The sequence below is a fragment of the Streptomyces vietnamensis genome, assembly GCF_000830005.1.
GTDB lineage: Bacteria > Actinomycetota > Actinomycetes > Streptomycetales > Streptomycetaceae > Streptomyces > Streptomyces vietnamensis.
The window spans coordinates 3,993,526-4,019,452 of the sequence record NZ_CP010407.1 but is presented as its reverse complement, the minus strand read 5'-3'; the positions used below and the strand labels follow the sequence as shown (position 1 = coordinate 4,019,452).

The window sequence follows — 25,927 nt, the reverse complement described above, 5'->3', positions numbered from 1 at the left end:
CCACCAGCAGCGGGAAGGCGCCATACGGGGTGGCGGCATGGTTCGCGGGTTTGTCGGCAATTGCAACCGCGTGCAGTTCCCGCGGAACCTGGTCCTTCGCGAACGCGGCTACGCACCCGCGCAACACCCGCGTCGCTCATTCCGCTCGGCCGCCGTCGGAGGCTCCTGTCGTCGGATGGCCAATGCCGAGGGGCTCGGCATGGAGGGGGACGGGTCTGTCGCCGTGGTGCATCGACGTACTTCGGCCCAGTGGATGCGGCAGGTACTCCCTACGACGGACGTGGTGGAGCAGACGGCGGAGAGAAGGGGGCCGTCAGCGGTTCCCGGGGCAGTCCTCCCCCGGACGCTGTTTCTCGGAGCCGGAGGCCCTTTCAATGACTCGACGCATCATGGTCGGCATCGTCGCGGTGGCGCTGATCACACTGGGCCCGCAGGCGACGCCGGCCGGCGCCGCCCGAGCCACGTGCTTCGGCGTCCCCGCAACGCTGACAGGAGTAGGCGTGATCACCGGCACGCCCGGCAACGATGTGATCGTCGGCTCGTCCGGTGCCGACACCATCGACGGTCTCGGCGGCAACGACATCATCTGCGGTCTCGGCGGCGACGACCGGCTCATCGGCGGACTCGGCAACGACCGGATCGACGGCGGCAGCGGGAACGACGTCATGCGCGGCGACGTCGCCGCCGAGAGCGGAGACGCCAAGGGGGGCGGTAACGACGTGCTGCTCGGCGGCGCCGGTGACGACGACATGGTCGGCGACTCGCTGACTGCGAGCGGCAACGCCGAGGGCGGCGGTAACGACGTGCTCGACGGCGGGAGCGGCGACGACTTCATGGTCGGCGACTCGGAGAGCGACGGCGACGGTGACGCCAAGGGGGGCGGAAACGACCGTCTTTACGGCCGCGACGGCAACGACAGGCACATGACCGGCGACAGCGTCGCCTTCGGAGGCGACGCCGAGGGCGGCGGCAACGACCTGCTGGACGGCGGCAACGGCAACGACGGTCTCCTCGGGGACTCGGCCTCGCCTTTCGGGGGAGCGGCCACAGGCGCCGGCGATGACATCCTGCGAGGCGGCGCCGGCGCGCGCGACAACCTGGTCGGCGACAGCGAGGGCGTCACCGCGGCCTACGGCAACGGTGGCGACGACCTGCTGGACATGGGTGCCGACGGCGGCTTCTTCGCCCTGGGGGACCACAACATCGGCGACCCGGACGGCGGCGGACAGGCCTTCGGCGCGGGCAACGACACCATCATCGGTGGCAGCTCGGCGGAGATCCTCGTCGGCGATAGCTCGGTCGTGAACGCGTCCACGACCGTGGCCGGCAATGACGTGATCGACGGCCGGGGCGGCGACGACTACGTCTTCGGTGACAACGTCAACTTTGACGGGGATGCGACCGTCGGGACGGCAGGAGGCAGGGACCGGCTCCGCGGCGGCGCTGGTGACGACGCGATCTTCGCAGGTCCCGCCGACGACACCCTCGACGGCGGACCGGACAGCGACACCTGCGACGGAGAAGCCGGGACCGCTGACGTCGCTGCGAACTGTGAGTCCGTCGTCGGCGTTCCGTAGCGGATCCGAGCCGCACGTCCGGCCCGGAGCGAGCGCGAGCACTCGTTCCGGTACCTGACAGCTGCGGCCGCTGGGGCCCTTCGCCGGCCACACGAACCCTGGTCGACTTTCCTGCGTGGGATCCCTCTCCCGCGCCGAGACCGGCACTGCCCCCATGGAGCAGGTACTGACCGCGCTGGTGAACGACTACATCCCGTTCGCCCAGCTGTGGAACCTCGTCTACGTCGAACCGGACGTCCTGGGTGTGCCCGGGGCCGGCGTCCGGGCCGATGTCGTCTTCGACCGGACCGTCTCGCTCGTCGAACGAGGCCAGGCGTCGGGCCTGCTGCGCAAGGACATGCCGACCACCTGGCTCGCCTCGACCTTCTGCGGTCTGTCCGAGACCGCATGGGAACCGACCCTCGAAGGGCATACGGGCCCCGCCGGGCCCCGGACTTCATCACGGCGATCTTGCTGCGTGGCGCCATCGCTTGACCCTCCCCTGAGACCGCCCGTCATGCCTCGTCCGAGGACGGTGCAAGCTCGACCGGCGTCCCGCGCACCACCACATAGCCCCCGAACGCCACGATCGCCTCGGCCTGGAGGAACGCCGTGCCATCGAGCAGGCATCCGATCGGCGGCGACCCCGGAGCCGAGTTGCGAAATCCGGCCAGCGCGAACAAGGTCGCGGCCATCCATCCCATCGCGGGCCACACTGGTCCCTGACACGTCCCCCGACGACCGGAGCTCCGACCGCGACCGTCAGGGTCGGCGCCCACATGACCATGAGAAGGTCTGGTGTCAGGCAGGCGAGGTGATGCGCCGCGTGCCCTCCCGAGCCGGGCATCCCCGCGAGTTGAGGCACGCGGAGGGCACGGCATGGCCTGACGGGTCTGGACAACGACGAAGGCCCAGGTCGCTGACCTGGGCCTTCGTTCAAGAGCGGATGACGGGAATCGAACCCGCGCTATAAGCTTGGGAAGCTCATGTTCTACCATTAAACTACATCCGCACAGCGGCCGGGTGATCCGTTCCGCATCGTTGCACACTGTACCCCATGCGCCACTCGAGGCGAAGCTCATGCCTTCGGGTGTGCGGAGTGCCGCGTGGAGGGCGCCCCCTTCATCCCCTAATGTGGCTGATCGTCCACCACATGTGTAGGGGAAGGGACTTGATGGCTTCGATGGAGCGCACCGTCGTCCGTTGTGCCGAAGGGCATGTGTTCAGTACCGCCTCGTTCCCGCTTCAGCAGCTCGGGGCCGGGCGGATCGGGCCCGGGCGGCTCATCCGGTGTCCGCGGTGTGCGCGGTTGCGGCACGCGGTGCCGGTGGAGGTCGGGCGGCGCTGAGCCGTGAGGTGCCGGGGCGCGGGTGCCTGCCGATTGGGGCAGGTCCGCGCCCTCTGCGTATCGTGGGGGACGTGCTTCTCTCAGACAAGGACATCCGGGCCGAGATCGATGCCGGACGGGTGCGCATCGACCCGTACGACGAATCCATGGTGCAGCCCTCGAGCATCGACGTGAGGCTTGACCGCTTCTTCCGGGTGTTCGAGAACCACCGCTACCCGCACATCGACCCCGCCGTCGAGCAGCTCGACCTGACGCGCGAGGTCGAGCCGGAGGGCGACGAGGCGTTCATCCTGCACCCGGGCGAGTTCGTGCTCGCCTCGACCTACGAGGTCATCACCCTGCCGGACGACATCGCCTCGAGGCTGGAAGGGAAGAGCTCCCTGGGGCGGCTGGGGCTCGTCACGCACTCGACCGCCGGGTTCATCGACCCCGGTTTCTCGGGGCACGTGACCCTGGAGCTGTCGAACCTCGCCACCCTGCCGATCAAGCTCTGGCCGGGGATGAAGATCGGCCAGCTGTGCATGTTCCGGCTGAGCTCGCCCGCCGAGTTCCCGTACGGGAGCGAGCGGTACGGCTCGCGGTACCAGGGCCAGCGGGGGCCGACGGCCTCCCGCTCCTACATGAACTTCCATCGGACCCAGGTGTGAGGCGGTCGCAGGCATGAGTGAAGTACGCGAGAACCTGACGTACGAGGGCTTCGGCACCGCCGTCCGCGAGCTGGCGCAGACCATCGCCGACGACGGCTACGAGCCCGACATCGTGCTCTCCATCGCCCGCGGCGGCGTCTTCGTCGCCGGCGGTCTGGCCTACGCCCTGGACTGCAAGAACATTCACCTGGTGAATGTGGAGTTCTACACGGGCGTCGGGACCACGCTGGAGATGCCGGTCATGCTGGCGCCCGTGCCCGACGCGATCGATTTCAGCGACAAGAAGGTGCTCATCACCGACGACGTCGCCGACACCGGCAAGACGCTCAAGCTCGTCCACGACTTCTGCGTCGACCACGTCGCCGAGGTCCGCTCCGCGGTCATCTACGAGAAGTCCCACTCCCTCGTGAAGTGCGAGTACGTGTGGAAGAAGACCGATGAGTGGATCAACTTCCCCTGGTCGGTCGAGCCGCCTGTTGTGAAGCGCGAGGGTCAGGTTCTCGACGCCTGACGGTCTTTGCGCGAAAGCGTGAAAGCGCGAAAGCGCGAAAGCGTTAAAGGGAGAAGGGGGCGACTCGCCGGCATCGTGCGAGTCGCCCCCTTCATCCGTGGGCCGAAAGGTCAGTCCCAGACTCAGTCCCAGACGTAGAGGCCCCAGCCCGCGGACTCGCGGAGGCAGTAGTAGGACGAGTAGCCGTGGCGGACGTAGTACGCGCCGCCGCCCTTGCACGCCGTCTCGGAGCTGTACCAGTCGATGAAGTGCATCGACGTGGTCGACGTGGGCGACGTGGTCGACGTGGTGGCGGCGGAAGCGGTGCTCGACAGAGCCCCCGGTATTCCGAAAGCGGCGAGCGCGGCCGCGAACACCGCAATGCGAGAGAACTTGCCGGACATGGAACCCCTCGGATGAGTCGAGCTCGAATGCTTTGAGAATCGATCCGTGCGGTGGAGCGGGGTCGATCTTGGTTGCGTGATTGCGACCATGTCAACGCCATGGGTGAGGGCGGTGATCGGAATGGCTTCTTACCGTCATTCATGGCCGGTACCCGATACTTGCGGAGCAAGAGGAGGAGCCCCCGTCGCATGCGACGGGGGCTCCTCCGGGTTCGTACGGGACCGCTACAGCGTGCCCAGCTTGATCAGGCTCAGCAGGGCCACCAGCTGGATCGCCGACGCGCCCAGCGCCTTCGGCCACGGCAGGTCGTGCGAGCGGCTCACCATCACCGTGAACAGGGCGCCCGCCGCCAGCCAGGTCGCCCAGCCGAGGACCTGGACCAGGCCGTTCTCGGCGCCGAGGAAGGCCGCGAAGACCAGGCGGGGCGTGTCCGTGATCGACATGATCAGCATCGACAGGCCGACCGTGGGCTGCCAGGCGCCGTCGCCGCCCAGCTGGCGCGCGAGGGTGTGGGTCACCGCGCCCAGGATCAGGCCGCCGAGCACGAAGGCGAGGGCCGTGATCAGGGCGGCCGAGACCGTCGGGTCGAGCGTCTCCTTGCCGTCCTTCTCGAAGCCGAAGATCGCGAGGACCCCGTAGAGGAACGTGACGATCAGCGCCGGGCCCCAGACGGCGTGGTCCCGCGCCTGCAGGAACGTGTCCGCAGGGCGGAGCACGATGCCGCTGAGCAGCTGCTTCCAGGGGAGGCGGGGGCCCGTCGGTACGGGGGCGGGCGCCGGGCCGCCCTGGGCGTACGGGTCGTCGACGCTGAACATCTGGGTGTGGCCCGGGTTGTTCGCCGCCGCCGCGTGCTGCTGGTGCCCCGGCTGGCCGCCGTAGGGGTCGCCGAAGTACTCCGGCTCCCCGTAGGGCTGCTGCTGGCCCGCCTGCTGACCGTAGGACTGCTGACCCGCCTGCTGGCCGTAGGGCCGACGCCCCTGCTGGCCGTACCCGTGCTGCTGCTGACGCCCCTGCTGCCCGTACTGCTGCCCCTGCGGCTGCTGCTGCTGCCACTGCTGCTGCGGGTACGGCGGCGGGGCCGCGTTGTGCCCGTACGGCGCCTGCTGCGGTTGTTGTTGCGGGTGCTGCGGGGGGCGGTTGTCCCGGCCGCGTCCGTTCCTGAATCCAGCCACGTCGTCGAACGTACCCGCTTTCGACGTGCGGGCGCTCCCCAGGTCCGGCCTTGCCACTGACCTGTGACATCCCCTAGGGGGCCTCCGGAGGAAAAAGGGGCCGCCCCGCGCGCACGGCGCGGGGCGGCCCCTCTCACGTCAGGTCCGGGTTCAGACGGCCGGCTCCGGCTCCTCGGCCGCCGGCTCCTCCTCCGGCTCGACCGGGGTCTTCACCGAGTCCAGGAGCAGCTGGGCCACGTCCACGACCGTGACGGACTCCTTGGCCTTGCCCTCGTTCTTCTTGCCGTTGACCGAGTCGGTCAGCATGACGAGGCAGAACGGGCAGGCGGTGGAGACGATGTCCGGGTTGAGGGACAGGGCCTCGTCGACGCGCTCGTTGTTGATGCGCTTGCCGATCCGCTCCTCCATCCACATCCGGGCACCACCGGCGCCGCAGCAGAAGCCGCGCTCCTTGTGGCGGTGCATCTCCTGCTGGCGCAGGCCGGGGACGGCGGACATGATCTCGCGCGGCGGCGTGTAGACCTTGTTGTGCCGGCCCAGGTAGCAGGGGTCGTGGTAGGTGATGAGGCCCTCGACCGGGGTCACCGGGATCAGCTTGCCCTCGTCGATGAGGTGCTGGAGCAGCTGGGTGTGGTGGATGACCTCGTACTCGCCGCCGAGCTGCGGGTACTCGTTGGCGATGGTGTTGAAGCAGTGCGGGCAGGTCGAGACGATCTTCTTCGCCGACTTCGGCTTCTTCGTCGACTCGTCCTCGTCGTCCTCGCCGAACGCCATGTTCAGCATGGCGACGTTCTCGGCGCCGAGCTGCTGGAACAGCGGCTCGTTGCCCAGGCGGCGCGGGGAGTCACCCGTGCACTTCTCCTCGCCGCCCATGATCGCGAACTTGACGCCCGCGATGTGGAGCAGCTCGGCGAAGGCCTTCGTCGTCTTCTTGGCGCGGTCCTCCAGGGCGCCGGCGCAGCCGACCCAGTAGAGGTAGTCGACCTCGGTGAGGTCCTCGACGTCCTTGCCGACGATCGGGACCTCGAAGTCGACCTCCTTGGTCCACTCGACGCGCTGCTTCTTCGCCAGGCCCCAGGGGTTGCCCTTCTTCTCCAGGTTCTTGAGCATCGTGCCCGCCTCGGACGGGAACGCGGACTCGATCATCACCTGGTAGCGGCGCATGTCGACGATGTGGTCGATGTGCTCGATGTCGACCGGGCACTGCTCGACGCAGGCGCCGCAGGTGGTGCAGGACCACAGGACGTCGGGGTCGATGACGCCGTTCTCCTCGGCGGTGCCGATGAGGGGGCGCTCGGCCTCGGCGAGGGCGGCGGCGGGGACGTCCTTGAGCTGCTCCTCCGTGGCCTTCTCGTTGCCCTCCATGTCCTTGCCGCCGCCCGCGAGCAGGTACGGCGCCTTGGCGTGGGCGTGGTCCCGGAGGGACATGATCAGGAGCTTGGGGGAGAGCGGCTTGCCCGTGTTCCAGGCGGGGCACTGCGACTGGCAGCGGCCGCACTCGGTGCAGGTGGAGAAGTCGAGGATGCCCTTCCAGGAGAACTGCTCGACCTGGGAGACGCCGAAGACGGCGTCCTCGGCCGGGTCCTCCCAGTCGATCTCCTTGCCGGCCGTCGTCATCGGCTGCAGCGGGCCGAGGGCGGTGGAGCCGTCGGCGTTGCGCTTGAACCAGATGTTCGGGAAGCCGAGGAAGCGGTGCCAGGCGACGCCCATGTTGGTGTTGAGGGAGACCGTGATCATCCAGGTGAAGGACGTGACGATCTTCAGCGCCGCGAAGAAGTAGGTGAGGTACTGGATCGTGCTCAGGTCCAGGCCGTCGAGCAGCGCGATCAGCGGGTACGAGGCGAAGAAGCCCGGCTCCCAGCCCGTCACGTGGTGCTGGACGCCCTCGAGGGCGCGGAGCGTCATGATGCAGACGCCGACGATCAGGATGACGGCCTCGACGAAGTACGCCTGGCCGGTCTTGGATCCGGCAAAGCGGGACTTGCGGCCCGCCTTGGTCGGCTTGCTCAGCTGGCGGATGACGATGAGCGTCACGATGCCGAGGACCGTCATGAGGCCGAGGAACTCGGTGAAGATCTCGTACGGCAGCCAGTCGCCGATGATCGGGATCAGCCAGTCGGCCTGGAAGAGCTGGCCGAAGGCGTTCACGATGGTGAGGAGCAGCGAGAAGAAGCCCACCGCGACGAACCAGTGCGCGAAGCCGACGATGCCCCAACGGTTCATGCGCGTGTGGCCGAGGAACTCCTTGACCAGCGTGATGGTGCGGGCCTTGGGGTCTCCGGTGCGCGTGCCGGCGGGTACCGGCTGGCCGAGCCGCACGAAGCGGTAGATCTGCACGATGGCGCGGCCGAACAGCGCGACGGCCACCACCGTGATGGCGATCGACACGATGATCGCGGCGAGTTGCATGACGGGCTCCTCGGGCGGGCCTACTAAGCGGTAACTTATTGAGTTCCTGCTGAGATTACCCGGTCACGGCGCCGCGCTGTAGCGGCGCTCGCGGTGATATGTGTCGCTCAGGCAAACCTTGCCGCGCGACGTCTGCGTACTGCTGGAAGCGTACGCGCCAGGATCAGCAGATCCATCCCCAGCCAGTGGTGGTCCACATAGTGGAGATCGAGCAGTTCGCGCTCCTCCCACGGCAGCTCCGAGCGGCCGCTGATCTGCCACGGTCCGGTCAGTCCCGGACGTACGGAGAGCCGGCGGCGGCCCTCGCCCGCGCACTCGCGGTGGGTCGGGGCCAGCGGGCACGGTCCGACGAGCGACATCCGGCCCACGACCACGTGCAGCAGCAGCGGCAGCGCGGCCAGCGGGCCCTTCGTGCGGAAGGTCAGCATCGTGAAGGGCCGCCCCTCCAGACCGGCCACCGTCCGGCGGCGCAGCACCGCGCCGCTGCCGCCGAGGGTGACGGAGAGGGCGGTCCAGGCGATCAGGGGTGAGAGCGCGAGGAGCAGGACGAGCCCGCCCGCCACGTCGAACGCGCGCTTCGCCGTCATGCGCTCACACCCTTCGGCGGTGATCCTGGGACAGGGATGCGGGATATGTCCTGACTATGTCCGGACCCTTTCATGCGAACCAGGTCAAACGGGGGATCGGCACGCCCTTTGAGTGGACCGGCTGGCGAAGAGTTGAGTCGCCTCCACTCAGGTCTGTTGACGGGATGCGCTTCCTCATGCATCCTTGAGTCAGTTCCACTCAAGTCAGTCAGCTGGAGGAATCGAAATGGCACGTGCGGTCGGCATCGACCTGGGCACGACTAACTCCGTCGTCAGCGTTCTGGAAGGCGGCGAGCCCACCGTCATCACCAACGCCGAGGGCGCCAGGACCACGCCGTCCGTCGTCGCCTTCGCGAAGAACGGCGAGGTGCTCGTCGGCGAGGTGGCCAAGCGTCAGGCCGTCACCAACGTCGACAGGACCATCCGGTCGGTCAAGCGCCACATGGGCACCGACTGGAAGATCGACATCGACGGCAAGAGCTTCAACCCGCAGCAGATGAGCGCCTTCATCCTGCAGAAGCTCAAGCGCGACGCCGAGGCGTACCTGGGCGAGAAGGTCGTCGACGCGGTCATCACCGTTCCGGCGTACTTCAACGACTCCGAGCGTCAGGCCACCAAGGAGGCCGGTGAGATCGCGGGCCTCAACGTCCTGCGCATCGTCAACGAGCCGACCGCGGCCGCCCTGGCCTACGGCCTCGACAAGGACGACCAGACGATCCTCGTCTTCGACCTCGGTGGCGGCACCTTCGACGTGTCCCTCCTGGAGATCGGCGACGGCGTCGTCGAGGTGAAGGCCACCAACGGTGACAACCACCTCGGTGGTGACGACTGGGACCAGCGCGTCGTCGACTACCTGGTGACGCAGTTCCAGAACGGTCACGGCGTGGACCTGGCCAAGGACAAGATGGCTCTCCAGCGTCTCCGCGAGGCCGCGGAGAAGGCGAAGATCGAGCTCTCGTCCTCGACCGAGACCTCCATCAACCTGCCGTACATCACGGCCTCCGCCGAGGGCCCGCTGCACCTGGACGAGAAGCTCACGCGCGCCCAGTTCCAGCAGCTCACCTCGGACCTGCTCGAGCGCTGCAAGGTGCCGTTCCACAACGTCATCAAGGACGCGGGCATCAACCTCTCCGAGATCGACCACGTCGTTCTCGTCGGTGGTTCGACCCGCATGCCGGCCGTCGCCGAGCTCGTCAAGGAGCTGACCGGCGGCCAGGAGGCCAACAAGGGCGTCAACCCGGACGAGGTCGTCGCCATCGGCGCCGCGCTCCAGGCCGGTGTCCTCAAGGGTGAGGTCAAGGACGTCCTGCTCCTCGACGTGACCCCGCTGTCCCTCGGCATCGAGACCAAGGGCGGCATCATGACCAAGCTCATCGAGCGCAACACCACGATCCCGACCAAGCGGTCCGAGATCTTCACGACGGCCGAGGACAACCAGCCGTCCGTGCAGATCCAGGTCTACCAGGGCGAGCGCGAGATCGCGGCGTACAACAAGAAGCTCGGCATGTTCGAGCTGACCGGTCTGCCGCCGGCCCCGCGTGGCGTCCCGCAGATCGAGGTCGCCTTCGACATCGACGCCAACGGCATCATGCACGTGACCGCGAAGGACCTGGGCACGGGCAAGGAGCAGAAGATGACCGTCACCGGCGGCTCCTCGCTGCCGAAGGACGAGGTCGACCGGATGCGCCAGGAGGCCGAGCAGTACGCGGAGGAGGACCACCGCCGCCGCGAGGCCGCCGAGTCCCGCAACCAGGGCGAGCAGCTCGTCTACCAGACGGAGAAGTTCCTCAAGGACAACGAGGACAAGGTCCCCGGTGACGTCAAGGCCGAGGTCGAGGCCGCGCTCGTCGAGCTGAAGGAGAAGCTCAAGGGCGAGGACACCGCCGAGATCCGCACCGCCACCGAGAAGGTCGCGGCCGTCTCGCAGAAGCTCGGCCAGGCGCTGTACGCCGACGCCCAGGCCGCCGGCGGCGACGCCGGTCAGGCCCCGAAGGCCGACGACGACGTCGTCGACGCCGAGATCGTCGACGACGAGAAGCCGAAGGGTGGCCAGGCGTGACCGAGGAGACCCCGGGCTTCGAGGAGGAGCCCGACGTCCCCTCCGGCGCCACCCCTGACGACGCCGCCGAGGCCGTCGAGAACTCCGCCGAGGAGGACGCGACGGCCCCGGCCGGGGACGCTACGGACGTAGCCCTGCTGGCGCAGCTGGACCAGGCCCGTACCGCGCTCACCGAGCGCACGGGCGACCTCCAGCGGCTCCAGGCCGAGTACCAGAACTACCGCCGCCGCGTGGAGCGGGACCGGGTCACGGTCAAGGAGATCGCCGTCGCGAGCCTCCTGTCCGAGCTCCTTCCCGTGCTCGACGACGTCGGCCGGGCCCGGGACCACGGCGAGCTCGTGGGCGGGTTCAAGTCGGTGGCCGAATCGCTGGAGACCGTCGTCGCCAAGATGGGTCTGCAGCAGTTCGGCAAGGAGGGCGAGCCCTTCGACCCGACGATCCACGAGGCCCTGATGCACTCGTACGCGCCGGACGTCACCGAGACGACCTGCGTGGCGATCCTGCAGCCGGGGTACCGGATCGGCGAGCGGACCATCCGGCCCGCCCGCGTGGCCGTCGCCGAGCCCCAGCCCGGGGCGCAGGCGAAGGCCGAGGAGTCGGAAGACCCCGGCAAGTCGGACAAGTCCGAGAAGGACAGCGAGTAACAGCCGTACCCGTGCGCGGGAGGAGGGACGTCGATGAGCACGAAGGACTTCGTCGAGAAGGACTACTACAAGGTTCTCGGCGTCCCCAAGGACGCCACCGAGGCCGAGATCAAGAAGGCGTACCGGAAGCTCGCCCGCGAGAACCATCCGGACGCCAACAAGGGTGACGCGAGCGCCGAGTCGCGCTTCAAGGAGATCTCCGAGGCGAACGACGTCCTCGGCGACCCCAAGAAGCGCAAGGAGTACGACGACGCCCGCGCCCTCTTCGGGAACGGCGGCTTCCGGGCCGGCGGCCCCGGCGGCGGCTCGTTCAACTTCGACCTGGGCGACCTCTTCGGAGGCGCCCAGGGCGGGGCCGGCGGCTTCGGCGGCGGCGGGATCGGGGACGTCTTCGGCGGCCTGTTCAACCGCGGCGGGGGCGCCACCCGCACCCAGCCGCGGCGCGGCCAGGACATCGAGTCCGAGGTGACGCTCAGCTTCACCGAGGCCATCGAGGGCGCGACCGTACCGCTGCGGATGTCCAGCCAGCAGCCGTGCACGGCGTGCTCGGGCACCGGCGACAAGAACGGCACCCCCCGGGTGTGCCCGACCTGCGTCGGCACCGGGCAGGTCTCGCGCGGCAGCGGCGGCGGCTTCTCGCTCACCGACCCCTGCGTGGACTGCAAGGGCCGCGGCCTCATCGCCGAGAACCCCTGCGAGGTCTGCAAGGGCAGCGGGCGGGCCAAGTCCTCCCGCACCATGCAGGTCCGCATCCCGGCGGGCGTCAGCGACAACCAGAAGATCCGTCTCCGCGGCAAGGGGGCGCCGGGCGAGCGCGGCGGGCAGAACGGCGACCTGTACGTCGTCGTGCACGTCGACGAGCACCCGGTCTTCGGCCGCAGGGACGACAACCTCACCGTCACGGTGCCGGTCTCCTTCACGGAGGCGGCGCTCGGCGGCGAGATCAAGGTGCCGACCCTCGGCGGCCCCGCGGTCACCCTCAAGCTGCCCGCGGGCACCCCGAACGGCCGGACCATGCGCGCCCGGGGCAAGGGCGCGGTCCGCAAGGACGGCACGCGCGGCGACCTCCTCGTGACGGTCGAGGTGGCGGTGCCGAAGGAGCTGGACGACAAGGCACGTGAGGCCCTGGAGACCTTCCGCGAGGCGACCGCCTCCGAGGACCCGCGGGCCGAGCTGTTCCAGGCCGCGAAGGGAGCGTGACCCGGTGAGACGCAATCCGTACGAACTGACCGACGAGTCGCCGGTGTACGTCATCTCGGTGGCGGCCCAGCTCTCCGGTCTGCACCCGCAGACCCTGCGTCAGTACGACCGCCTCGGCCTGGTCTCCCCGGACCGCACGGCCGGACGGGGCCGCCGCTACTCGGCCCGTGACATCGAGCTGCTCCGCCAGGTGCAGCAGCTGTCGCAGGACGAGGGCATCAACCTGGCCGGAATCAAGCGGATCATCGAACTGGAGAACCAGGTCGCGGCGCTTCAGGCACGGGTGTCCGAACTGTCGGCGGCGGTCGAGGGCGCGGCGGCGACGATGCGCCAGCGCGAGGCCCAGGTGCACGCCTCGTACCGCCGGGACCTGGTGCCGTACACCGACGTGCAGCAGGCGAGCGCGCTCGTGGTGTGGCGCCCGAAGCGCGGCGAGTAGCTCCTCGTACAGAGGTACAGAGGTACAGAGATACAGAGGCCATGAGGCCCCCTCCACCGTCGGTGGAGGGGGCCTCTGCCGCTTCTTCGCCGTTTCTTCAGCTGTCCCGTTCGAGGATTCCGGACTGGGCGATCAGATAGCCGAGCTGCGCCCGGCTCCCGCTGCCGAGGGCGGCGGCGAGCTTGGCGATGTGCGCCCGGCAGGTCCGCACGTTCATCCCGAGCCGGCGGGCGATGGCCTCGTCGACGTGGCCCTCGACGAGGAGCTTGGCGATGGAGCGCTGGACGCCGCCGATGCCGTCGGTCTTCACGTCGTACGGGATCTCCTCCCGTATCGGCACCGCCAGCTGCCAGAACTGGTCGAAGACGCCGCCGAGGTAGGCGACCAGGCCCGGGTGGCGCAGCTCCAGGGCGACCTGGCGGTCGCTGCGGGCCGGGATGAAGGCGACCTCGCGGTCGACGATGATCAGCCGGTCGATGATCTCTTCGAGGGTGCGGACCTGGACCTCGGGGCCGACGTGCTCCAGATAGGTCAGGGTGAGCTCGGTGTGGCGCGCGGTGTGCTGGTAGAGCGTGCGCATGCTGATGCCGCGGCCGAGGAGCGGGGAGACGCGGTCCAGGGCCTCGCTGAGGGCCTGCGCGGGGCGACCGCCGCCCGGCTGCACGGTGAGGAGTTCGCTGCGGCAGTTGGCCACGACGCGGTCGAGGGTCGAGTTGATGCGGTCGATGCCCTCGAGGACGGTGATGGCGTGTGTGGTGGGGGAGTCGTGGGCGCTGATGGCCATGAACGGCTCGAAAGCGTCCGACAGGGCGACGGTGCGCCGCCGGCGGTCGAGTATCTCCCGTTCGATGGGCTGGAGCAGCTGGGCGAGGGCCGCGGAGGGGGGCACCGGGCGCAGCCACTGCGCGTCGTCCGGGTCGGGGTGGAGCAGGGAGAGGTCGAGGAGGCACGGCGCCTCGACCGCTTCTGACCGGGGTATTCGCCCGGTCCGCAGAGCGGCCGCGTACAGCTCGGAGCCCGCTTCGCACAGTTCGGCATGCGAATGAGGGTGACCTGTTTGGTCCGCTTGTTTCCGCATATGTACACCCCCAGGCTCCTGCATCTCAGGAACATGATGCCTGGGTTTGGTGGTGCGGGCGCAGAGAGTAAGCCATCGTCTTACTCGCGGGGGTTGGAATCCAGACGTTGCCTTCAAGTGAGGTTGCTCGGTGATGATGAAGAAGCTCATACGTGCGGCGGCCGGAGTCGCCTTCATCGCGGCTGCCACGGTGGGTGCGGGAATTGTGCTCGACCCGGGCTGGAGCTCGGAGCCGGCGCAGGTCCAGGCCGCTCCGCTCGACCCGGGCTGGCACCTGACCGCGGCCTCCCTGCTGCCCGGCGACCCGGGCTGGAGCGTGGCTCCGGCGCAGGACCCCGGCTGGAGCTAGTCGGGCGCATGAATGTTCCCGATGACCCCAGGTTCCGTCGGGAGATGGCCTCGGCCTATCGCTCCGGTTGGCACTTCGTCGATCTCGCCACGGCCATCCCCCACCGTGGTGACTCGCTGAAGGTCACGCTCTTCGGAGAGCCGATCGTCGTCGCCCGCGAACAGGACGAAGACGTCCGCGCGTACCGCTGTCTGCGCCGTCCCCGAGGCGCTCCGCAGCCCATCCGCTGTGCCATCCGGTACGGCATGATCTTCGTCAACCTCGACCAGCGCGACCACCAGCTGATCGAGCCAGAGGCCATCACCGCCACCCCCCGCAGTGCCTGAGCGATTCCCCCGTCGTTGTAGATCGCTCCGGCACTTCCCCCACACAGCGGCGCCATCGCGGACCTGAAACGCGATGGCGCCGCTGTGCGTTCCCATGTCCGCGGCCGGCGGGTGTCAGGCGCGGCCCATCGCCCGGGTGAGGGCGATCTCGATGACGACCCGGTCCGGGTTCGGCGACGGCGTGCGGCCGTAGCGCTCGGCGTAGCGGGCGACGGCGTCCGCGACCGTCTCCGCCTCCGTACGGATGCGGGCGACACCCTCCAGGGTGGCCCAGCGCCCCTTGTCGACCTGGCAGACCGCGACCCGCGCGCCGTCCGCGCCCGCCGCCAGGACGTTGGCGACCTTCCGGCTGTTCTTGTTGGTGATCACGCGCGCGTACCCGCCCTCGGGGTCGTACGTGACGCCGACCGCGACGACGTGCGGCGTGCCGTCCGGGCGCGGGGTGGTCAGGGTGCACATGTGGTACTCGCGCCAGAAGCTCAGGTACGAGTCGGAGGGGTTCCTCGGGTCTGTGGCCATGCCCGGAAACTACCCGGGGCGGGACTCCCTCCGATACCTTGAGCGGGATCGACTCAACTTTGTGTACCCTGGAGAAGTCATAGAAGGAGAGGACCCACGAGAATCCAGGAGGAGCACCGCACGTGGACGCCGAACTGACCAACCGGAGCCGGGACGCGATCAACGCGGCGAGCAGCCGCGCCGTGTCCGAGGGGCACGCCGACCTGACCCCCGCCCACCTGCTGCTCGCGCTGCTGACGGGTCAGGACAACGACAACGTCATCGACCTGCTCGCCGCCGTCGACGCCGACCAGGCCGCCGTCCGGGCCGGCGCGGAGCGGCTGCTCGCCTCCCTGCCGAGCATCACGGGGTCCACGGTCGCGCCGCCGCAGCCCAACCGCGAGTTCCTCGCCGTCCTCGCCGACGCCGACCAGCGGGCCAAGGAGCTCGGCGACGACTACCTGTCCACCGAGCACCTCCTCATCGGCATCGCCGCCAAGGGCGGCCGGGCCGGTGAGATCCTCGACGCGCAGGGCGCGAGCGCATCGAAGCTGCTCGACGCGTTCGAGAAGAGCAGGGGAGGACGCCGGGTGACCACACCCGACCCGGAGGGGCAGTACAAGGCGCTGGAGAAGTTCGGCACGGACTTCACCGCCGCCGCGCGCGAGGGCAAGCTGGACCCGGTCATCGGCCGCGACCACGAGATCCGGCGCGTCGTCCAGGTGCTGTCCCGCCGCACCAAGAACAACCCGGTCCTCATCGGCGAGCCCGGCGTCGGCAAGACCGCCGTCGTCGAGGGCCTCGCCCAGCGGATCGTGAAGGGCGACGTCCCCGAGTCCCTGAAGAACAAGCGGCTGGTCTCGCTCGACCTCGGCGCGATGGTCGCCGGCGCGAAGTACCGCGGCGAGTTCGAGGAGCGCCTGAAGACCGTCCTCTCCGAGATCAAGGAGAGCGACGGCCAGATCATCACCTTCATCGACGAGCTGCACACGGTCGTCGGCGCGGGCGCCGGCGGCGACTCCGCCATGGACGCCGGCAACATGCTCAAGCCGATGCTGGCCCGCGGCGAGCTGCGGATGGTCGGCGCGACCACCCTCGACGAGTACCGCGAGCGGATCGAGAAGGACCCCGCCCTGGAGCGCCGCTTCCAGCAGGTCCTGGTCGCCGAGCCGACCGTCGAGGACACCATCGCGATCCTCCGCGGCCTCAAGGGCCGGTACGAGGCCCACCACAAGGTGCAGATCAACGACTCCGCGCTGGTGGCCGCCGCGACCCTCTCCGACCGGTACATCACCTCCCGCTTCCTCCCCGACAAGGCCATCGACCTCGTCGACGAGGCCGCCTCCCGGCTCCGCATGGAGATCGACTCCTCGCCCGTCGAGATCGACGAGCTCCAGCGCTCCGTGGACCGGCTCCGCATGGAGGAGCTGGCCCTGAAGAACGAGACGGACGCGGCGAGCAAGCAGCGCCTGGAGAAGCTGCGGCGCGACCTCGCCGACCGCGAGGAGGAGCTGCGCGGCCTGACCGCCCGCTGGGAGAAGGAGAAGCAGTCCCTCAACCGGGTCGGCGAGCTGAAGGAGCGCCTCGACGAGACCCGCGGCCGCGCCGAGCGCGCGCAGCGCGACGGCGACTTCGACACCGCCTCCAAGCTGCTGTACGGGGAGATCCCCGGCCTGGAGCGGGAGCTGGAGGCCGCCACCGAGGCGGAGGCCCAGCAGGAGGCCTCGAAGGACACGATGGTCAAGGAGGAGGTCGGCCCCGACGACATCGCGGACGTGGTCGGCTCCTGGACCGGCATCCCCGCCGGACGCCTCCTGGAGGGCGAGACGCAGAAGCTCCTCCGCATGGAGGCCGAGCTCGGCAAGCGGCTCATCGGCCAGTCCGAGGCCGTGCAGGCCGTCTCCGACGCGGTGCGCCGCACCCGCGCCGGGATCGCCGACCCCGACCGGCCCACCGGCTCCTTCCTCTTCCTCGGCCCGACCGGCGTCGGCAAGACCGAGCTGGCGAAGGCGCTCGCGGACTTCCTCTTCGACGACGAGCGGGCCATGGTCCGCATCGACATGTCGGAGTACGGCGAGAAGCACTCCGTCGCCCGTCTGGTCGGCGCGCCCCCCGGCTACGTCGGCTACGAGGAGGGCGGCCAGCTCACGGAGGCGGTCCGCCGCCGCCCGTACAGCGTGGTCCTGCTCGACGAGGTGGAGAAGGCGCACCCGGAGGTCTTCGACGTCCTGCTCCAGGTCCTCGACGACGGCCGCCTCACGGACGGCCAGGGCCGCACGGTCGACTTCCGCAACACGATCCTGATCCTCACGTCGAACCTGGGCAGCCAGTTCCTGGTCGAGCCGCTGACCTCGGAGGACGTGAAGAAGCAGCAGGTCCTGGAGGTCGTGCGGGCGAGCTTCAAGCCCGAGTTCCTCAACCGGCTCGACGACCTGGTCGTCTTCTCGGCGCTCGACCGGACCGAGCTGAGCCGGATCGCGCAGCTCCAGATCGACCGGCTCGCGAAGCGCCTCGCCGAGCGGCGCCTCACCCTGGACGTCACCCCGGAGGCCCTGGAGTGGCTCGCCGAGGAGGGCAACGACCCCGCGTACGGCGCCCGGCCGCTGCGCCGCCTGATCCAGACGGCGATCGGCGACCGGCTCGCCAAGGAGATCCTCGCGGGCGAGGTCGTGGACGGCGACACGGTCCGGGTGGACCGCTTCGAGGACGGGCTGATCGTCGGGGCGGCGACACGCTGAAGGACATGAGGGGGACGAGGGCGGTCCCGCCGCCCCCGTCCCCGTCCTCGTACGGCCGGGGCGCGCGGGATCGTGTCCGCCGGCAGCGGATCTCGCCGTTTCCGGTCCGGCGGGGCTTGCCACGTACCGCCCGGCATGGGGGAGGATGGCGAGCATCCGTACGAAGGGAAATAACGGTGAGCATCGACCCGTCCTCGATTCCGAATTTCGGGGGCCAGCCCCAGCCTCAGGCCGCAGGACCGGCGGGCCCCGTCGTCCCCGACCAGGACCTCGTCAAGCAGCTCCTCGAGCAGATGGAACTCAAGTACGTCGTCGACGACGAGGGTGACCTCGCGGCGCCGTGGGAGGAGTTCCGCACGTACTTCATGTTCCGCGGCGAGGGCGAGCAGCAGGTCTTCTCGGTGCGGACGTTCTACGACCGCCCGCACGCCGCCGACGACCGCGCGAGGATCCTCGACGCGATCGACGACTGGAACCGCCGCACCCTGTGGCCCAAGGTGTACACGCACCTGCACGAGGAGGAGGACGGCTCCGCCACCCTCCGCCTCATCGGCGAGGCGCAGATGCTGATCGGCACCGGCGTCGCCCTGGAGCACTTCGTGTCCTCCACGGTCAGCTGGGTCCGCGCCTCCATCGAGTTCGACAAGTGGATCGTCGAGCAGTTCGGCCTTGAGTCCCCCGAGGAGAAGGCCGCGGGCGACGAGGAGGCGTAAGCCCTCCCCGTGCCCCTGGCGGCTCAGATCGCCATGCGCGCGAGCGTCAGGGCGTACGCCCCGTAGCAGCACGACAGCCCGGCCAGGGCCGCGACCACCAGGATCGCGGCCCTCGGCCGGGCTTTCGTCAGTGCCGCCGCGAGCGGCAGCAGCAGCGGGAAGGCCGGCAGCAGGAAGCGCGGTTTCGACTCGAAGAAGCCCGAGCCGCCGACGGCGATGACCACGAGCACCGTCGTGTAGGCGAGGACGGGCAGCGGCAGCCGTTCCCCGCACACGAGGAGCGCGAAGAGCAGGACCGCCGCGCCGGTGATGAGCAGTGCCATCGCGAACCCGAACTGCGTGGGGCCGCCGAGCATGTCCCGTACGAAGACGAGGGACCCCCTGCCGAGGTCGAAGCGGGAGGTCCAGCCGGACTGCACGGCGAAGTAGCCGCCGAGCGGATCGTTTCTCCGGACGCCCACCCAGAGCACGTACGAGAGCCAGCCCGCCGGCGCGAGCAGGCCCGCCGCCCAGACGCGCGGCCCCGACCGGCCGCGGGTCCGCCACAGCTCGCCCACGACGGCGGCCAGGACGGCGGCGGCGACCGCGACCCCGTTCGGCCGGGTGAGCCCGGCGAGGCTCGCGAGGACGGCCGCCGCCGGCCAGCGCCGGGTGAGCAGCGCGTACAGCGCCCAGGCGGCGAACGCGGTCATCACCGGCTCCGTGTACGCCATGGTCAGCACGACCGAGTGCGGCAGCAGGCCCCACAGGAGGACGAGCACGGTGGCGGTCCTGCGCCCGCGCAGCCGCTCCCCGACGAGGTAGACGCCCCAGGCGGCGGCCCCGGCGGCCGTCCAGGAGAGCAGCAGCCCGGCGGTGCCCCCGGTGACGGGGAGGACGGTGGTCACGGCCCGCACGAGCGCCGGGTAGAGCGGGAAGAAGGCCAGGTCGTTCAGGACCATGCCGTGGGCGCCGTGGAGGACGCGCCCGTAGCCGTGCGCGGCGATCCCGGCGTACCACCCGGAGTCCCAGGAGGTCGCGAGGAGCGCCCGGGGCGAGCGGCCGGAGTGCCGGGCCCACAGGGTGAGGACGAGCAGACCGGTGAGCCGGGCGGCGGCGAAGAGCCCGAGCGCGGGCACCGCCCGGCGCAGCGCGCTCCGGGGCGCCGGGCGGTCACGGGGGCCGCTCCGGACCGCGGCCGGGGGCACCGGGCGGTCGAGGGTCTCGGCGGACAGGGTGCACCTCCGGGCGAGGGAAACCGATCATTACCCGGTTAATCGGTCTACCCGACGATCGGCCCGGCACCCGGCGGGCGCGCGCGGACGCACCCCCATCCGGGTGAACGTCCCGTGGGCCTGGCGTCCTGACCCGTGGGGTCAGGACGCCAGGCGAAGCAGCCGGCCGGCCGCCTCCTGGAGGACGTCGTCCTGCTTGCAGAAGGTGAAGCGGACCTGGCTGCGGCCGGCTTCGGGATCGTCGTAGAAGACGGAGTTGGGGATGGCGACGACGCCGCAGCGTTCGGGGAGGGTGCGGCAGAAGGCGTAGGCGTCCTTCTCGCCGAAGGGGGTGATGTCGGTGGTGATGAAGTACGTGCCCTGGGGCTGATGGACGTCGAACCCGGCCGCGCGCAGGCCGTCGCCGAGCAGGTCGCGCTTGCGCCGCAGGTCGGCGCGGAAACCGTCGAAGTACGCGTCCGGCAGGCGGAGCGCCTCGGCGATCGCGTACTGGAAGGGGCCTGCGCTGACGTACGTCAGGTACTGCTTCGCGGTGCGGACGGCGGCGATGAGCGGGGCGGCCGCCATGGCCCAGCCCACCTTCCATCCGGTGAAGGAGAAGGTCTTGCCGGCGGACGAGATGGAGACGGTGCGCTCGCGCATGCCGGGGAACGTGGCGATCGGGACGTGCACGGCGTCGTCGAACGCCAGATGTTCGTACACCTCGTCCGTGACGACGAGCAGGTCGTGCTCGACGGCGAGCGCGGCGATGGCGCTCTGCTCTTCGGCGGTGAGAACCGTCCCCGTCGGGTTGTGCGGGGTGTTGAGGAGGAGGAGACGGGTCCGCGGGGTGATCTTGGACCGCAGCTCGTCCAGGTCCGGGCGGAACGACGGGGCGCGCAGCGTGAGCGGTACGCGCTTCGCTCCGGCCATCGCGATGCAGGCGGCGTAGGAGTCGTAGAAGGGCTCGAAGGCGATGACTTCGTCCCCCGGCTCCAGAAGGGCCAGCAGGGTGGCGGCGATGGCCTCGGTCGCGCCCGCGGTGACCAGGACCTCGGTGTCCGGGTCGAGGCTCAGGTCGTAGAAGCGGCGCTGGTGGTCGGAGATCGCGGCGCGCAGTTCCGGGATGCCGGGGCCGGGCGGGTACTGGTTGCCGCGCCCTTCGCGCAGGGCGCGGACGGCGGCCTCACGGATCTCCTCGGGGCCGTCGGTGTCGGGGAAGCCCTGACCCAGGTTGATCGCGCCCGTCGCGGTCGCCAGCGCCGACATCTCCGCGAAGATCGTCGTCCCGAGTCCGTCCAGCCTTCGGTTCAGCAGCGGCCTGGCGTTCACGTCTCCACCGTCCTCACTCGGATCCCCATGGATGCTCCGGGGACCATCCTGACGCATGGCCGTCCGTCGCCCGGCGCGGTTGTGGGATCGCGGGGGCGCGAGTGGGGCGCAGGTGCATGTCGTCCGGCTCCGGATCCCGTTCCAGGACGGCACCGGCCTTCGCAGAGATGTCGCGCAGGAGCGCGTCCTTCAGGTCGTGCAGGGTCACGACCTCGGAGACCAGCTGTCGCGCGACGGCGTGCAGCGGGTCGGCCACGGCGTGGAAGTCGGCGCGGGTGGCGGAGTCGGGCCAGGTGACGTCCAGACGGGAGAGGGCTCGTGCGGAGATCTCCCGGGCGTTCCGTCCCTGGGCCTCCCGCAGGATGTCGCCGCTCCGGCTCCTCAGCTCGTGGAGCAGCCACCAGCAGTCCGCGTCGTCCACGGGCCGCACCGCCACGACACCTCTGGTGGGTGTCGCCGGGTGCTGCGTCACCGCGATGTGCGCGCCGTCGGGGCGGGTGCTCAGCATGAAGGTGCCGGGCGGCCACGTCCCCGGGGCATCCGCCGGGCCGCGCAGGCGGAACCGCTCCACATGGGGCACCGTGAGGCCGAAGAGGTCGGTCGGGGTGATCGCGTCGACGCCGGGCCCCTCCGCACGAGGGGCGAGCGAACGCGCGGAACCCGTACCCGTCTTCGCCCTGGCGACTTCGCGAAGCGGCCGCGTCCCCCATGCCGCGGTCGTGGAGGACCAGTCGTCGTGGATCGCGTCGGCCAGCTCCACCGCGCTGCGCGCGGCCTCCCCGCGGAGGGCGATCAACTCCTCCAGGAGGCCGAAGGCCCGGTGGTACGTGGCGATCACGTCCGGCGGAGGGAGCGGGAACCGCATGTGGCGGAGCGTGTCCAGGCTCACGGTGGGCTCGACGTGTGCCGTCACGTCCTCGTCGATCCGGGCCTTCGCCGTGGGCGTCTGCAGCCAGATGCGAAGCCATCTCACGAGGTGCGGGGCCGCGCGGATGATGCCGATCGACCTGGTCGCGGTCCATCCCGCGTACTCGGCGGTCACGACCGCCGTGTCGCCCGTCCGCCTCACGAGTACGACGGCCAGATCGCCTTCCTCGAGGGTCGCCCGGGTGGGGGGACCGCCCCCCGGGCCACGCCCGCCGGTTCGAGGTGACTGGATCCTTCCGTCCCGGACGTGCGTCGAGCTCACGATGCCCGCCTGTTCGGGCGCGTCGTCGTCGAGGACGCCGGACGTGGTGAAGACGTCCTTCGGAGGGAATGCGGCGAGGGTGGTCGCCTGCCATGCCTCGGTGCTGATGCGGTCGCTGTGGGGCGCCGAGGCCATGGTGTTGATGCGGTCGCTGTGGGGCTCCGGGGCCATCAGATCTCCTCCAGTACGTCCAGGAGCCGCGACTCGAGTTCGTGCCCGCGGCTGAGCTTCTCGACCAGTTCGTGCTTGAGCCGGTCGATCCGGCTCAGCGTGTCGTGTTCGAGACCGGGGGAAGCCGCGGCGTACGAGGTGGGCATGAGTTCGTGCCGGCGCCGGGCGATCTCCTCCGTCGTGCAGCTGCGGGACCAGCCGGGCTCGTCGAGGTAGGGCACGGTCGCGTCAGCGTCCGCCACGGTGCCACGCCAAGCCGCCAGGGTGTCCAGGATCCGCTCGGAGTGTGTGTCGCCCAGCCGCCGTGCGCTCGACCTGGCGACACGCTCGAAGGCCCGCCGCGCGTTGATGAACAGCACGTGCCCCCGGCGGTCGACAGTGCCCCAGTCGCGTCGTGCGCGCTTGTCCTTGTTCAGCACCCAGAGGCAGGCGGTGGCATCGGTGTGGCCGAACACGCGGGGCGGCAGCGCGATCACACACTCCACGAGGTCGTCTCGCATCAGCCGCTCGCGCAGCCTTCGGGTGGCGGGCTGGGGGCTCTTGGCCACGCTGTCCGCCATCAGAAAGGCCGCCCGGCCCGCCGGAGCGAGCGCGTGCGCGATGTGCTGGATCCATGCGGCGTTGCCGGATCCCCTGGGCGGAGGCTCCTCCGGCCATCGGGGATCGGAGGGGAGGGGGTGACGCTGCCCGCTGCCCCTGCCCCTTTCGCCCTCCGGCGTCCAGTCGTGCTGATTGAAGGGAAGGTTGGCCAGGATGATGTCGTAGGGGTCGCGCTCCGGCTCCGCGAGGCTGTCCCCGGGAGGGAGGATGCGCGCCTCGATGCTCCGCACGGCCAGGTTCATGCGGGCGATCTGTGAGGTGGGGGCGTGCTGCTCCTTGCCCCGCAGGGTCAGGGCGGGGGTCAGCCCGATGCGTTCCTGGACGTAGCGGTGACTCTCGACCAGCAGCCCGCCCGAACCGCATACGGGATCCAGCAGGCGGTGCCCGTCCTGCGGGGCGGCGGCGCCCACCATGAGGCGGGCCACGTCGCCGGGCGTGAAGTAGTGGTTTCCGCGGGCCTGCTCGGCCGAGAGGTCGGCCAGGCACAGGTCGAGCAGCGCTCCGGGCTTCCGGACGGAGCTGATCGCCAGGATGAGACCCCGGAGCGGATCGTCGGCGCCGGGAGGAAGAGCGGGGACCCCGCCTCTTGTGCCCGTGTCGTCGAGACCGGCGCCGGTCTCGGGGAGCCCATGGGCGAGGCACCGGCTCACAGCGGGTCCGAGTCGCGCACCACGGTCCGCCGCCAGGCCCCGCAGCCACGGCCACGCGGGAACGCTCGACCCGGGAGCGGCGTGCGGGGTCCGGCTCAGGTAGAGCAGTCCGATGACGAGACGGGCCGCGTCATGGGCGTTCATCAGACGGGAGAGGCGTGCCCGGTGACCGCGCACCTCCGTGTAGACCTCGCGTGTGGCGGAGTCCTCCGTACGCGCGCTTCCGCGGTGGGTTCCCCTGTCGCTCACGAGCCCACCACACCCAGGCAGATCATGACCCCGAGGACGAGCGTCAGAGCGCTGGCGAAGGTCGTCGCTCCGGTCCTGAACGCCACCGTGGGCTTCCCGCCGTCGACCACAGCCACGAGGCTGCCGGCGAGGGCGGCCACCAGTGCCATGAGGACCGCGATGATCACGTACATCGACTTGTGCTGCATGTGCTTCCTTTCCGAGGCCGAGGGGATCTCGAAGAGCCCGAGCGGGTCACGCGATCCCCGGTGTCGGGTACGACGGTAGAAGACGGGGCGTACGAGGCGCTTGGTGCACGGCGTTTGGGATTTCTCTAGGCGCGCGCCCGGACATGACGGCCCGACAGGGAGTGCACGCTCTTTGGGATACGGATGCTCGACGCGGGTGCCGGTCCGTGCCGGCGGGGCTGTGCGGAGGAGTGAGCGGCATCGGCCGGCTCCGGTCGATGACCGCCGTCCGGGGCCAAGCTCTGGACTTGCTCAAGTGCGCTTTGACGGGTGACCGGAGCGGGGATCGCCCTGGCATGGACATCGCATTCTTCATCCTCGGGATCGCGGCCGTGCTCGCGTTCGGGGTGTGGCTCATCGCGAGCGGGATGAGCGGGATGAGCGGGACGAAGCGCGGGAGCCGCGGGGGTGTCGGCGGTGACAGTTGGTGGGCCGGTTCGTCCTCCTCCTCGTCCTCCTCCTCCTCCTCGTCCTCCTCGTCCTCCTCGTCCTGCTCCTCGTCCTCTTCGTTCTCCTGCTCCAGCTCCTCGTGTTCGAGCTCGTCCTGCTCGTCGTCCAGCTGCTCCAGCTGTTCCAGCTCCTCGTCGTGCAGCTGAAGCTCTGAACTCGCTCAAGTCCGCTTTGGCGGGAGGTCGCAGGGGGCATCCCCCTCGCACAGAAGAACGGGGGTAGTACAGATGGAAATCGTGATCTTCATCGTCTTCGCGCTGGTGGTCATCGGACTGTTCTCCGGCAGCAAGAAGTCGGGGGGCCGCAAGCGGCGCGGCGGGCGCAAGGGCCGGAGCGGCGGCAGCTGGGCCGACGGCGGTGGCGGGGGCGGCTGTGGCAGCAGCTCCTGCGGTTCGGGCGGTTCCTGCGGGTCCGGTTGTGGTGGCGGAGGCTGCGGCGGCGGCAGCTGATTGAACAAGTGAGCTGTTGGGGCCCCGAAGGGGTTGGAAAACACGGCAAGTTGGGTAAAAACGCTGCGAGTCGCCCGGCGCACATGGTTCTCTCGCTCCTGACAGAGACAGCCCTCGGACCGTGTGTGGACCCGAGCCGGCGATCCCCCACTCCCGCAGAACCTTCTCCGGGGCGCCCCCGGCCCACCCGTCAAACCGTGTTTGCGGAGCCGACCCATGCTCACCACCCTGAAAACCTCCTACACCGATACGCGCGCGTCCGATCTGGCCTGGGCCCTCGGGCGCGAGCCGCTGCCCGCGCTCGCCGTCCTCGATCTCGAACTCTCCGGAGCCAAGCTGCAGTTGAGGCTGCTCGGCGCCTCCCACCAGGTCCTCCTGGAGGAGGAGGGGCGCCATTGCTCGGAGACCGTGGCCTGCATGCCCGGCAGCAGCACCCCGCTCCCGCTCGGCGTCTCCAAGCGCGTCGGCGAATGGGAGTACGAATTCGCGGCGTGCGTCGAGACGATGTCGCAGGGCTCCTTCGCGGGCCGTGCGCAGGAGCTGCTCGCGCTCGTCGCCGACCATCCCAACGGGCTCGCGGGGACCTTCCCCGGCTCCCCGTACGCCTTCACGGCGATGCTCGCGCAGCGTCACGAGGGCCAGGTGCGGTGGCGCACCTGGCACGCCTACCCGCAGGAGGGGCAGTTGGTGGTGACCAGGACCCGAATCGGCGCACGTATGCCCGCAACGCTCTGATGCGCCCTCTCGGCGCCCCATGTG

General features: G+C 70.0%; 26 protein-coding genes and 1 tRNA gene. 14 read left to right on the top strand and 13 right to left on the bottom strand.

From position 1 onward, the window contains the following. Nucleotides 1–374 precede the first annotated feature (374 nt). Nucleotides 375–1,577: a calcium-binding protein gene (locus tag SVTN_RS17845; protein ID WP_159026462.1), complete on the top strand. Its 1,203-nt coding sequence runs from the start codon at nt 375–377 to the stop codon at nt 1,575–1,577. Nucleotides 1,578–2,071: 494 nt separating this feature from the next. Here the strand turns inward: SVTN_RS17845 and SVTN_RS46160 are convergent, their stop codons facing one another. Together SVTN_RS46160 and SVTN_RS17835 are read right to left on the bottom strand one after the other, a co-directional pair. Then, nucleotides 2,072–2,437, bottom strand: coding sequence for a DUF4436 family protein (locus SVTN_RS46160; protein WP_078908396.1), 366 nt, complete (start codon nt 2,435–2,437; stop codon nt 2,072–2,074). 60 nt (nt 2,438–2,497) lie between these two features. Further along, nucleotides 2,498–2,568, bottom strand: a tRNA-Gly gene (locus SVTN_RS17835). Between the two features lie 407 nt (nt 2,569–2,975). Between SVTN_RS17835 and dcd the strand changes: the two genes are divergently transcribed. Further along, nucleotides 2,976–3,551, top strand: coding sequence for a dCTP deaminase (gene dcd, locus SVTN_RS17825; protein ID WP_030690788.1), 576 nt, complete (start codon nt 2,976–2,978; stop codon nt 3,549–3,551). A 13-nt stretch (nt 3,552–3,564) separates the two neighbouring features. Further along, complete coding sequence (locus tag SVTN_RS17820; RefSeq protein WP_024755952.1) at nt 3,565–4,062, top strand: phosphoribosyltransferase; 498 nt, start codon at nt 3,565–3,567, stop codon at nt 4,060–4,062. Between the two features lie 122 nt (nt 4,063–4,184). Here the strand turns inward: SVTN_RS17820 and SVTN_RS17815 are convergent, their stop codons facing one another. The 4 genes from SVTN_RS17815 to SVTN_RS17800 all read right to left on the bottom strand — a co-directional run bounded on the left by SVTN_RS17815 (nt 4,185) and on the right by SVTN_RS17800 (nt 8,614). Then, on the bottom strand, nt 4,185–4,445 hold the full coding sequence (locus SVTN_RS17815) for a hypothetical protein (RefSeq protein WP_041129991.1): 261 nt from the start codon (nt 4,443–4,445) through the stop codon (nt 4,185–4,187). A 225-nt stretch (nt 4,446–4,670) separates the two neighbouring features. Beyond that, nucleotides 4,671–5,618, bottom strand: coding sequence for a Yip1 family protein (locus tag SVTN_RS17810; protein ID WP_041129990.1), 948 nt, complete (start codon nt 5,616–5,618; stop codon nt 4,671–4,673). Nucleotides 5,619–5,768: 150 nt separating this feature from the next. Beyond that, the gene (locus SVTN_RS17805) at nt 5,769–8,027 is read right to left on the bottom strand and encodes a (Fe-S)-binding protein (protein WP_041129989.1); all 2,259 of its coding nucleotides are present in this window, start codon (nt 8,025–8,027) and stop codon (nt 5,769–5,771) included. A 107-nt stretch (nt 8,028–8,134) separates the two neighbouring features. Continuing rightward, on the bottom strand, nt 8,135–8,614 hold the full coding sequence (locus SVTN_RS17800; RefSeq protein ID WP_041129988.1) for a sugar transferase: 480 nt from the start codon (nt 8,612–8,614) through the stop codon (nt 8,135–8,137). Between the two features lie 226 nt (nt 8,615–8,840). Between SVTN_RS17800 and dnaK the strand changes: the two genes are divergently transcribed. The 4 genes from dnaK to SVTN_RS17780 are packed head-to-tail and all read left to right on the top strand — an operon-like array spanning nt 8,841 to nt 12,956. Beyond that, complete coding sequence (gene dnaK / locus SVTN_RS17795; RefSeq protein ID WP_041129987.1) at nt 8,841–10,673, top strand: molecular chaperone DnaK; 1,833 nt, start codon at nt 8,841–8,843, stop codon at nt 10,671–10,673. After that, nucleotides 10,670–11,317 carry a nucleotide exchange factor GrpE gene (grpE, locus tag SVTN_RS17790; RefSeq protein WP_041129986.1) on the top strand — a complete coding sequence of 216 codons (648 nt, stop codon included), beginning with the start codon at nt 10,670–10,672 and terminating at the stop codon, nt 11,315–11,317. Before dnaK ends, grpE begins: the two co-directional genes overlap by 4 nt. A 33-nt stretch (nt 11,318–11,350) precedes the next feature. Continuing rightward, the gene (dnaJ, locus tag SVTN_RS17785) at nt 11,351–12,517 is read left to right on the top strand and encodes a molecular chaperone DnaJ (protein WP_041129985.1); all 1,167 of its coding nucleotides are present in this window, start codon (nt 11,351–11,353) and stop codon (nt 12,515–12,517) included. A gap of 4 nt (nt 12,518–12,521) precedes the next feature. Next, nucleotides 12,522–12,956 carry a heat shock protein transcriptional repressor HspR gene (locus SVTN_RS17780; RefSeq protein WP_041129984.1) on the top strand — a complete coding sequence of 145 codons (435 nt, stop codon included), beginning with the start codon at nt 12,522–12,524 and terminating at the stop codon, nt 12,954–12,956. Between the two features lie 97 nt (nt 12,957–13,053). Here the strand turns inward: SVTN_RS17780 and SVTN_RS17775 are convergent, their stop codons facing one another. Continuing rightward, entirely contained in the window at nt 13,054–14,034 is a 981-nt protein-coding gene (locus tag SVTN_RS17775; protein ID WP_078908395.1) for a helix-turn-helix transcriptional regulator, read from the bottom strand. 133 nt (nt 14,035–14,167) lie between these two features. Here SVTN_RS17775 and SVTN_RS17770 point away from each other — a divergent pair, with 133 nt between their 5' ends. Both SVTN_RS17770 and SVTN_RS17765 read left to right on the top strand, forming a co-directional pair. Next, nucleotides 14,168–14,383: a hypothetical protein gene (locus tag SVTN_RS17770; protein WP_041129983.1), complete on the top strand. Its 216-nt coding sequence runs from the start codon at nt 14,168–14,170 to the stop codon at nt 14,381–14,383. Between the two features lie 8 nt (nt 14,384–14,391). Further along, on the top strand, nt 14,392–14,709 hold the full coding sequence (locus SVTN_RS17765; RefSeq protein ID WP_041129982.1) for a Rieske (2Fe-2S) protein: 318 nt from the start codon (nt 14,392–14,394) through the stop codon (nt 14,707–14,709). A gap of 114 nt (nt 14,710–14,823) precedes the next feature. Here the strand turns inward: SVTN_RS17765 and SVTN_RS17760 are convergent, their stop codons facing one another. Continuing rightward, nucleotides 14,824–15,228, bottom strand: a complete 405-nt coding sequence (locus tag SVTN_RS17760; RefSeq protein ID WP_041129981.1) for a pyridoxamine 5'-phosphate oxidase family protein — start codon at nt 15,226–15,228, stop codon at nt 14,824–14,826. Nucleotides 15,229–15,350: 122 nt separating this feature from the next. Here SVTN_RS17760 and clpB point away from each other — a divergent pair, with 122 nt between their 5' ends. Together clpB and SVTN_RS17750 are read left to right on the top strand one after the other, a co-directional pair. Further along, nucleotides 15,351–17,945, top strand: coding sequence for an ATP-dependent chaperone ClpB (clpB, locus tag SVTN_RS17755; RefSeq protein ID WP_041129980.1), 2,595 nt, complete (start codon nt 15,351–15,353; stop codon nt 17,943–17,945). A 176-nt stretch (nt 17,946–18,121) separates the two neighbouring features. Continuing rightward, nucleotides 18,122–18,658 carry a YbjN domain-containing protein gene (locus SVTN_RS17750; protein ID WP_041129979.1) on the top strand — a complete coding sequence of 179 codons (537 nt, stop codon included), beginning with the start codon at nt 18,122–18,124 and terminating at the stop codon, nt 18,656–18,658. A gap of 23 nt (nt 18,659–18,681) precedes the next feature. On the opposite strand, the gene SVTN_RS17745 is transcribed toward SVTN_RS17750, so the two are convergent. The 5 genes from SVTN_RS17745 to SVTN_RS17725 form a co-directional block, all read right to left on the bottom strand. Beyond that, the gene (locus tag SVTN_RS17745) at nt 18,682–19,845 is read right to left on the bottom strand and encodes a glycosyltransferase family protein (protein WP_052499176.1); all 1,164 of its coding nucleotides are present in this window, start codon (nt 19,843–19,845) and stop codon (nt 18,682–18,684) included. Between the two features lie 168 nt (nt 19,846–20,013). Beyond that, nucleotides 20,014–21,183, bottom strand: a complete 1,170-nt coding sequence (locus tag SVTN_RS17740; protein ID WP_041129978.1) for a pyridoxal phosphate-dependent aminotransferase — start codon at nt 21,181–21,183, stop codon at nt 20,014–20,016. Nucleotides 21,184–21,196: 13 nt separating this feature from the next. Next, the gene (locus SVTN_RS17735) at nt 21,197–22,543 is read right to left on the bottom strand and encodes a restriction endonuclease subunit S domain-containing protein (RefSeq protein ID WP_052499174.1); all 1,347 of its coding nucleotides are present in this window, start codon (nt 22,541–22,543) and stop codon (nt 21,197–21,199) included. Continuing rightward, a complete protein-coding gene (locus tag SVTN_RS17730; RefSeq protein ID WP_041129977.1) occupies nt 22,543–24,042 on the bottom strand; it encodes an N-6 DNA methylase in 1,500 nt (499 codons plus the stop codon). Before SVTN_RS17730 ends, SVTN_RS17735 begins: the two co-directional genes overlap by 1 nt. Beyond that, nucleotides 24,039–24,230 (bottom strand): hypothetical protein, encoded by a 192-nt coding sequence (locus SVTN_RS17725; RefSeq protein WP_041129976.1) that lies wholly within the window; start codon nt 24,228–24,230, stop codon nt 24,039–24,041. The genes SVTN_RS17730 and SVTN_RS17725 overlap by 4 nt, the downstream gene beginning before the upstream one ends. 466 nt (nt 24,231–24,696) lie before the next feature. Between SVTN_RS17725 and SVTN_RS42120 the strand changes: the two genes are divergently transcribed. The 3 genes from SVTN_RS42120 to SVTN_RS17715 all read left to right on the top strand — a co-directional run bounded on the left by SVTN_RS42120 (nt 24,697) and on the right by SVTN_RS17715 (nt 25,903). Continuing rightward, the gene (locus SVTN_RS42120; protein ID WP_174518267.1) at nt 24,697–24,873 is read left to right on the top strand and encodes a hypothetical protein; all 177 of its coding nucleotides are present in this window, start codon (nt 24,697–24,699) and stop codon (nt 24,871–24,873) included. 73 nt (nt 24,874–24,946) lie between these two features. Then, the gene (locus tag SVTN_RS43785) at nt 24,947–25,168 is read left to right on the top strand and encodes a hypothetical protein (protein WP_041129975.1); all 222 of its coding nucleotides are present in this window, start codon (nt 24,947–24,949) and stop codon (nt 25,166–25,168) included. Between the two features lie 216 nt (nt 25,169–25,384). Further along, nucleotides 25,385–25,903, top strand: coding sequence for a DUF2617 family protein (locus SVTN_RS17715; protein WP_041129974.1), 519 nt, complete (start codon nt 25,385–25,387; stop codon nt 25,901–25,903). Nucleotides 25,904–25,927: the final 24 nt, after the last annotated feature.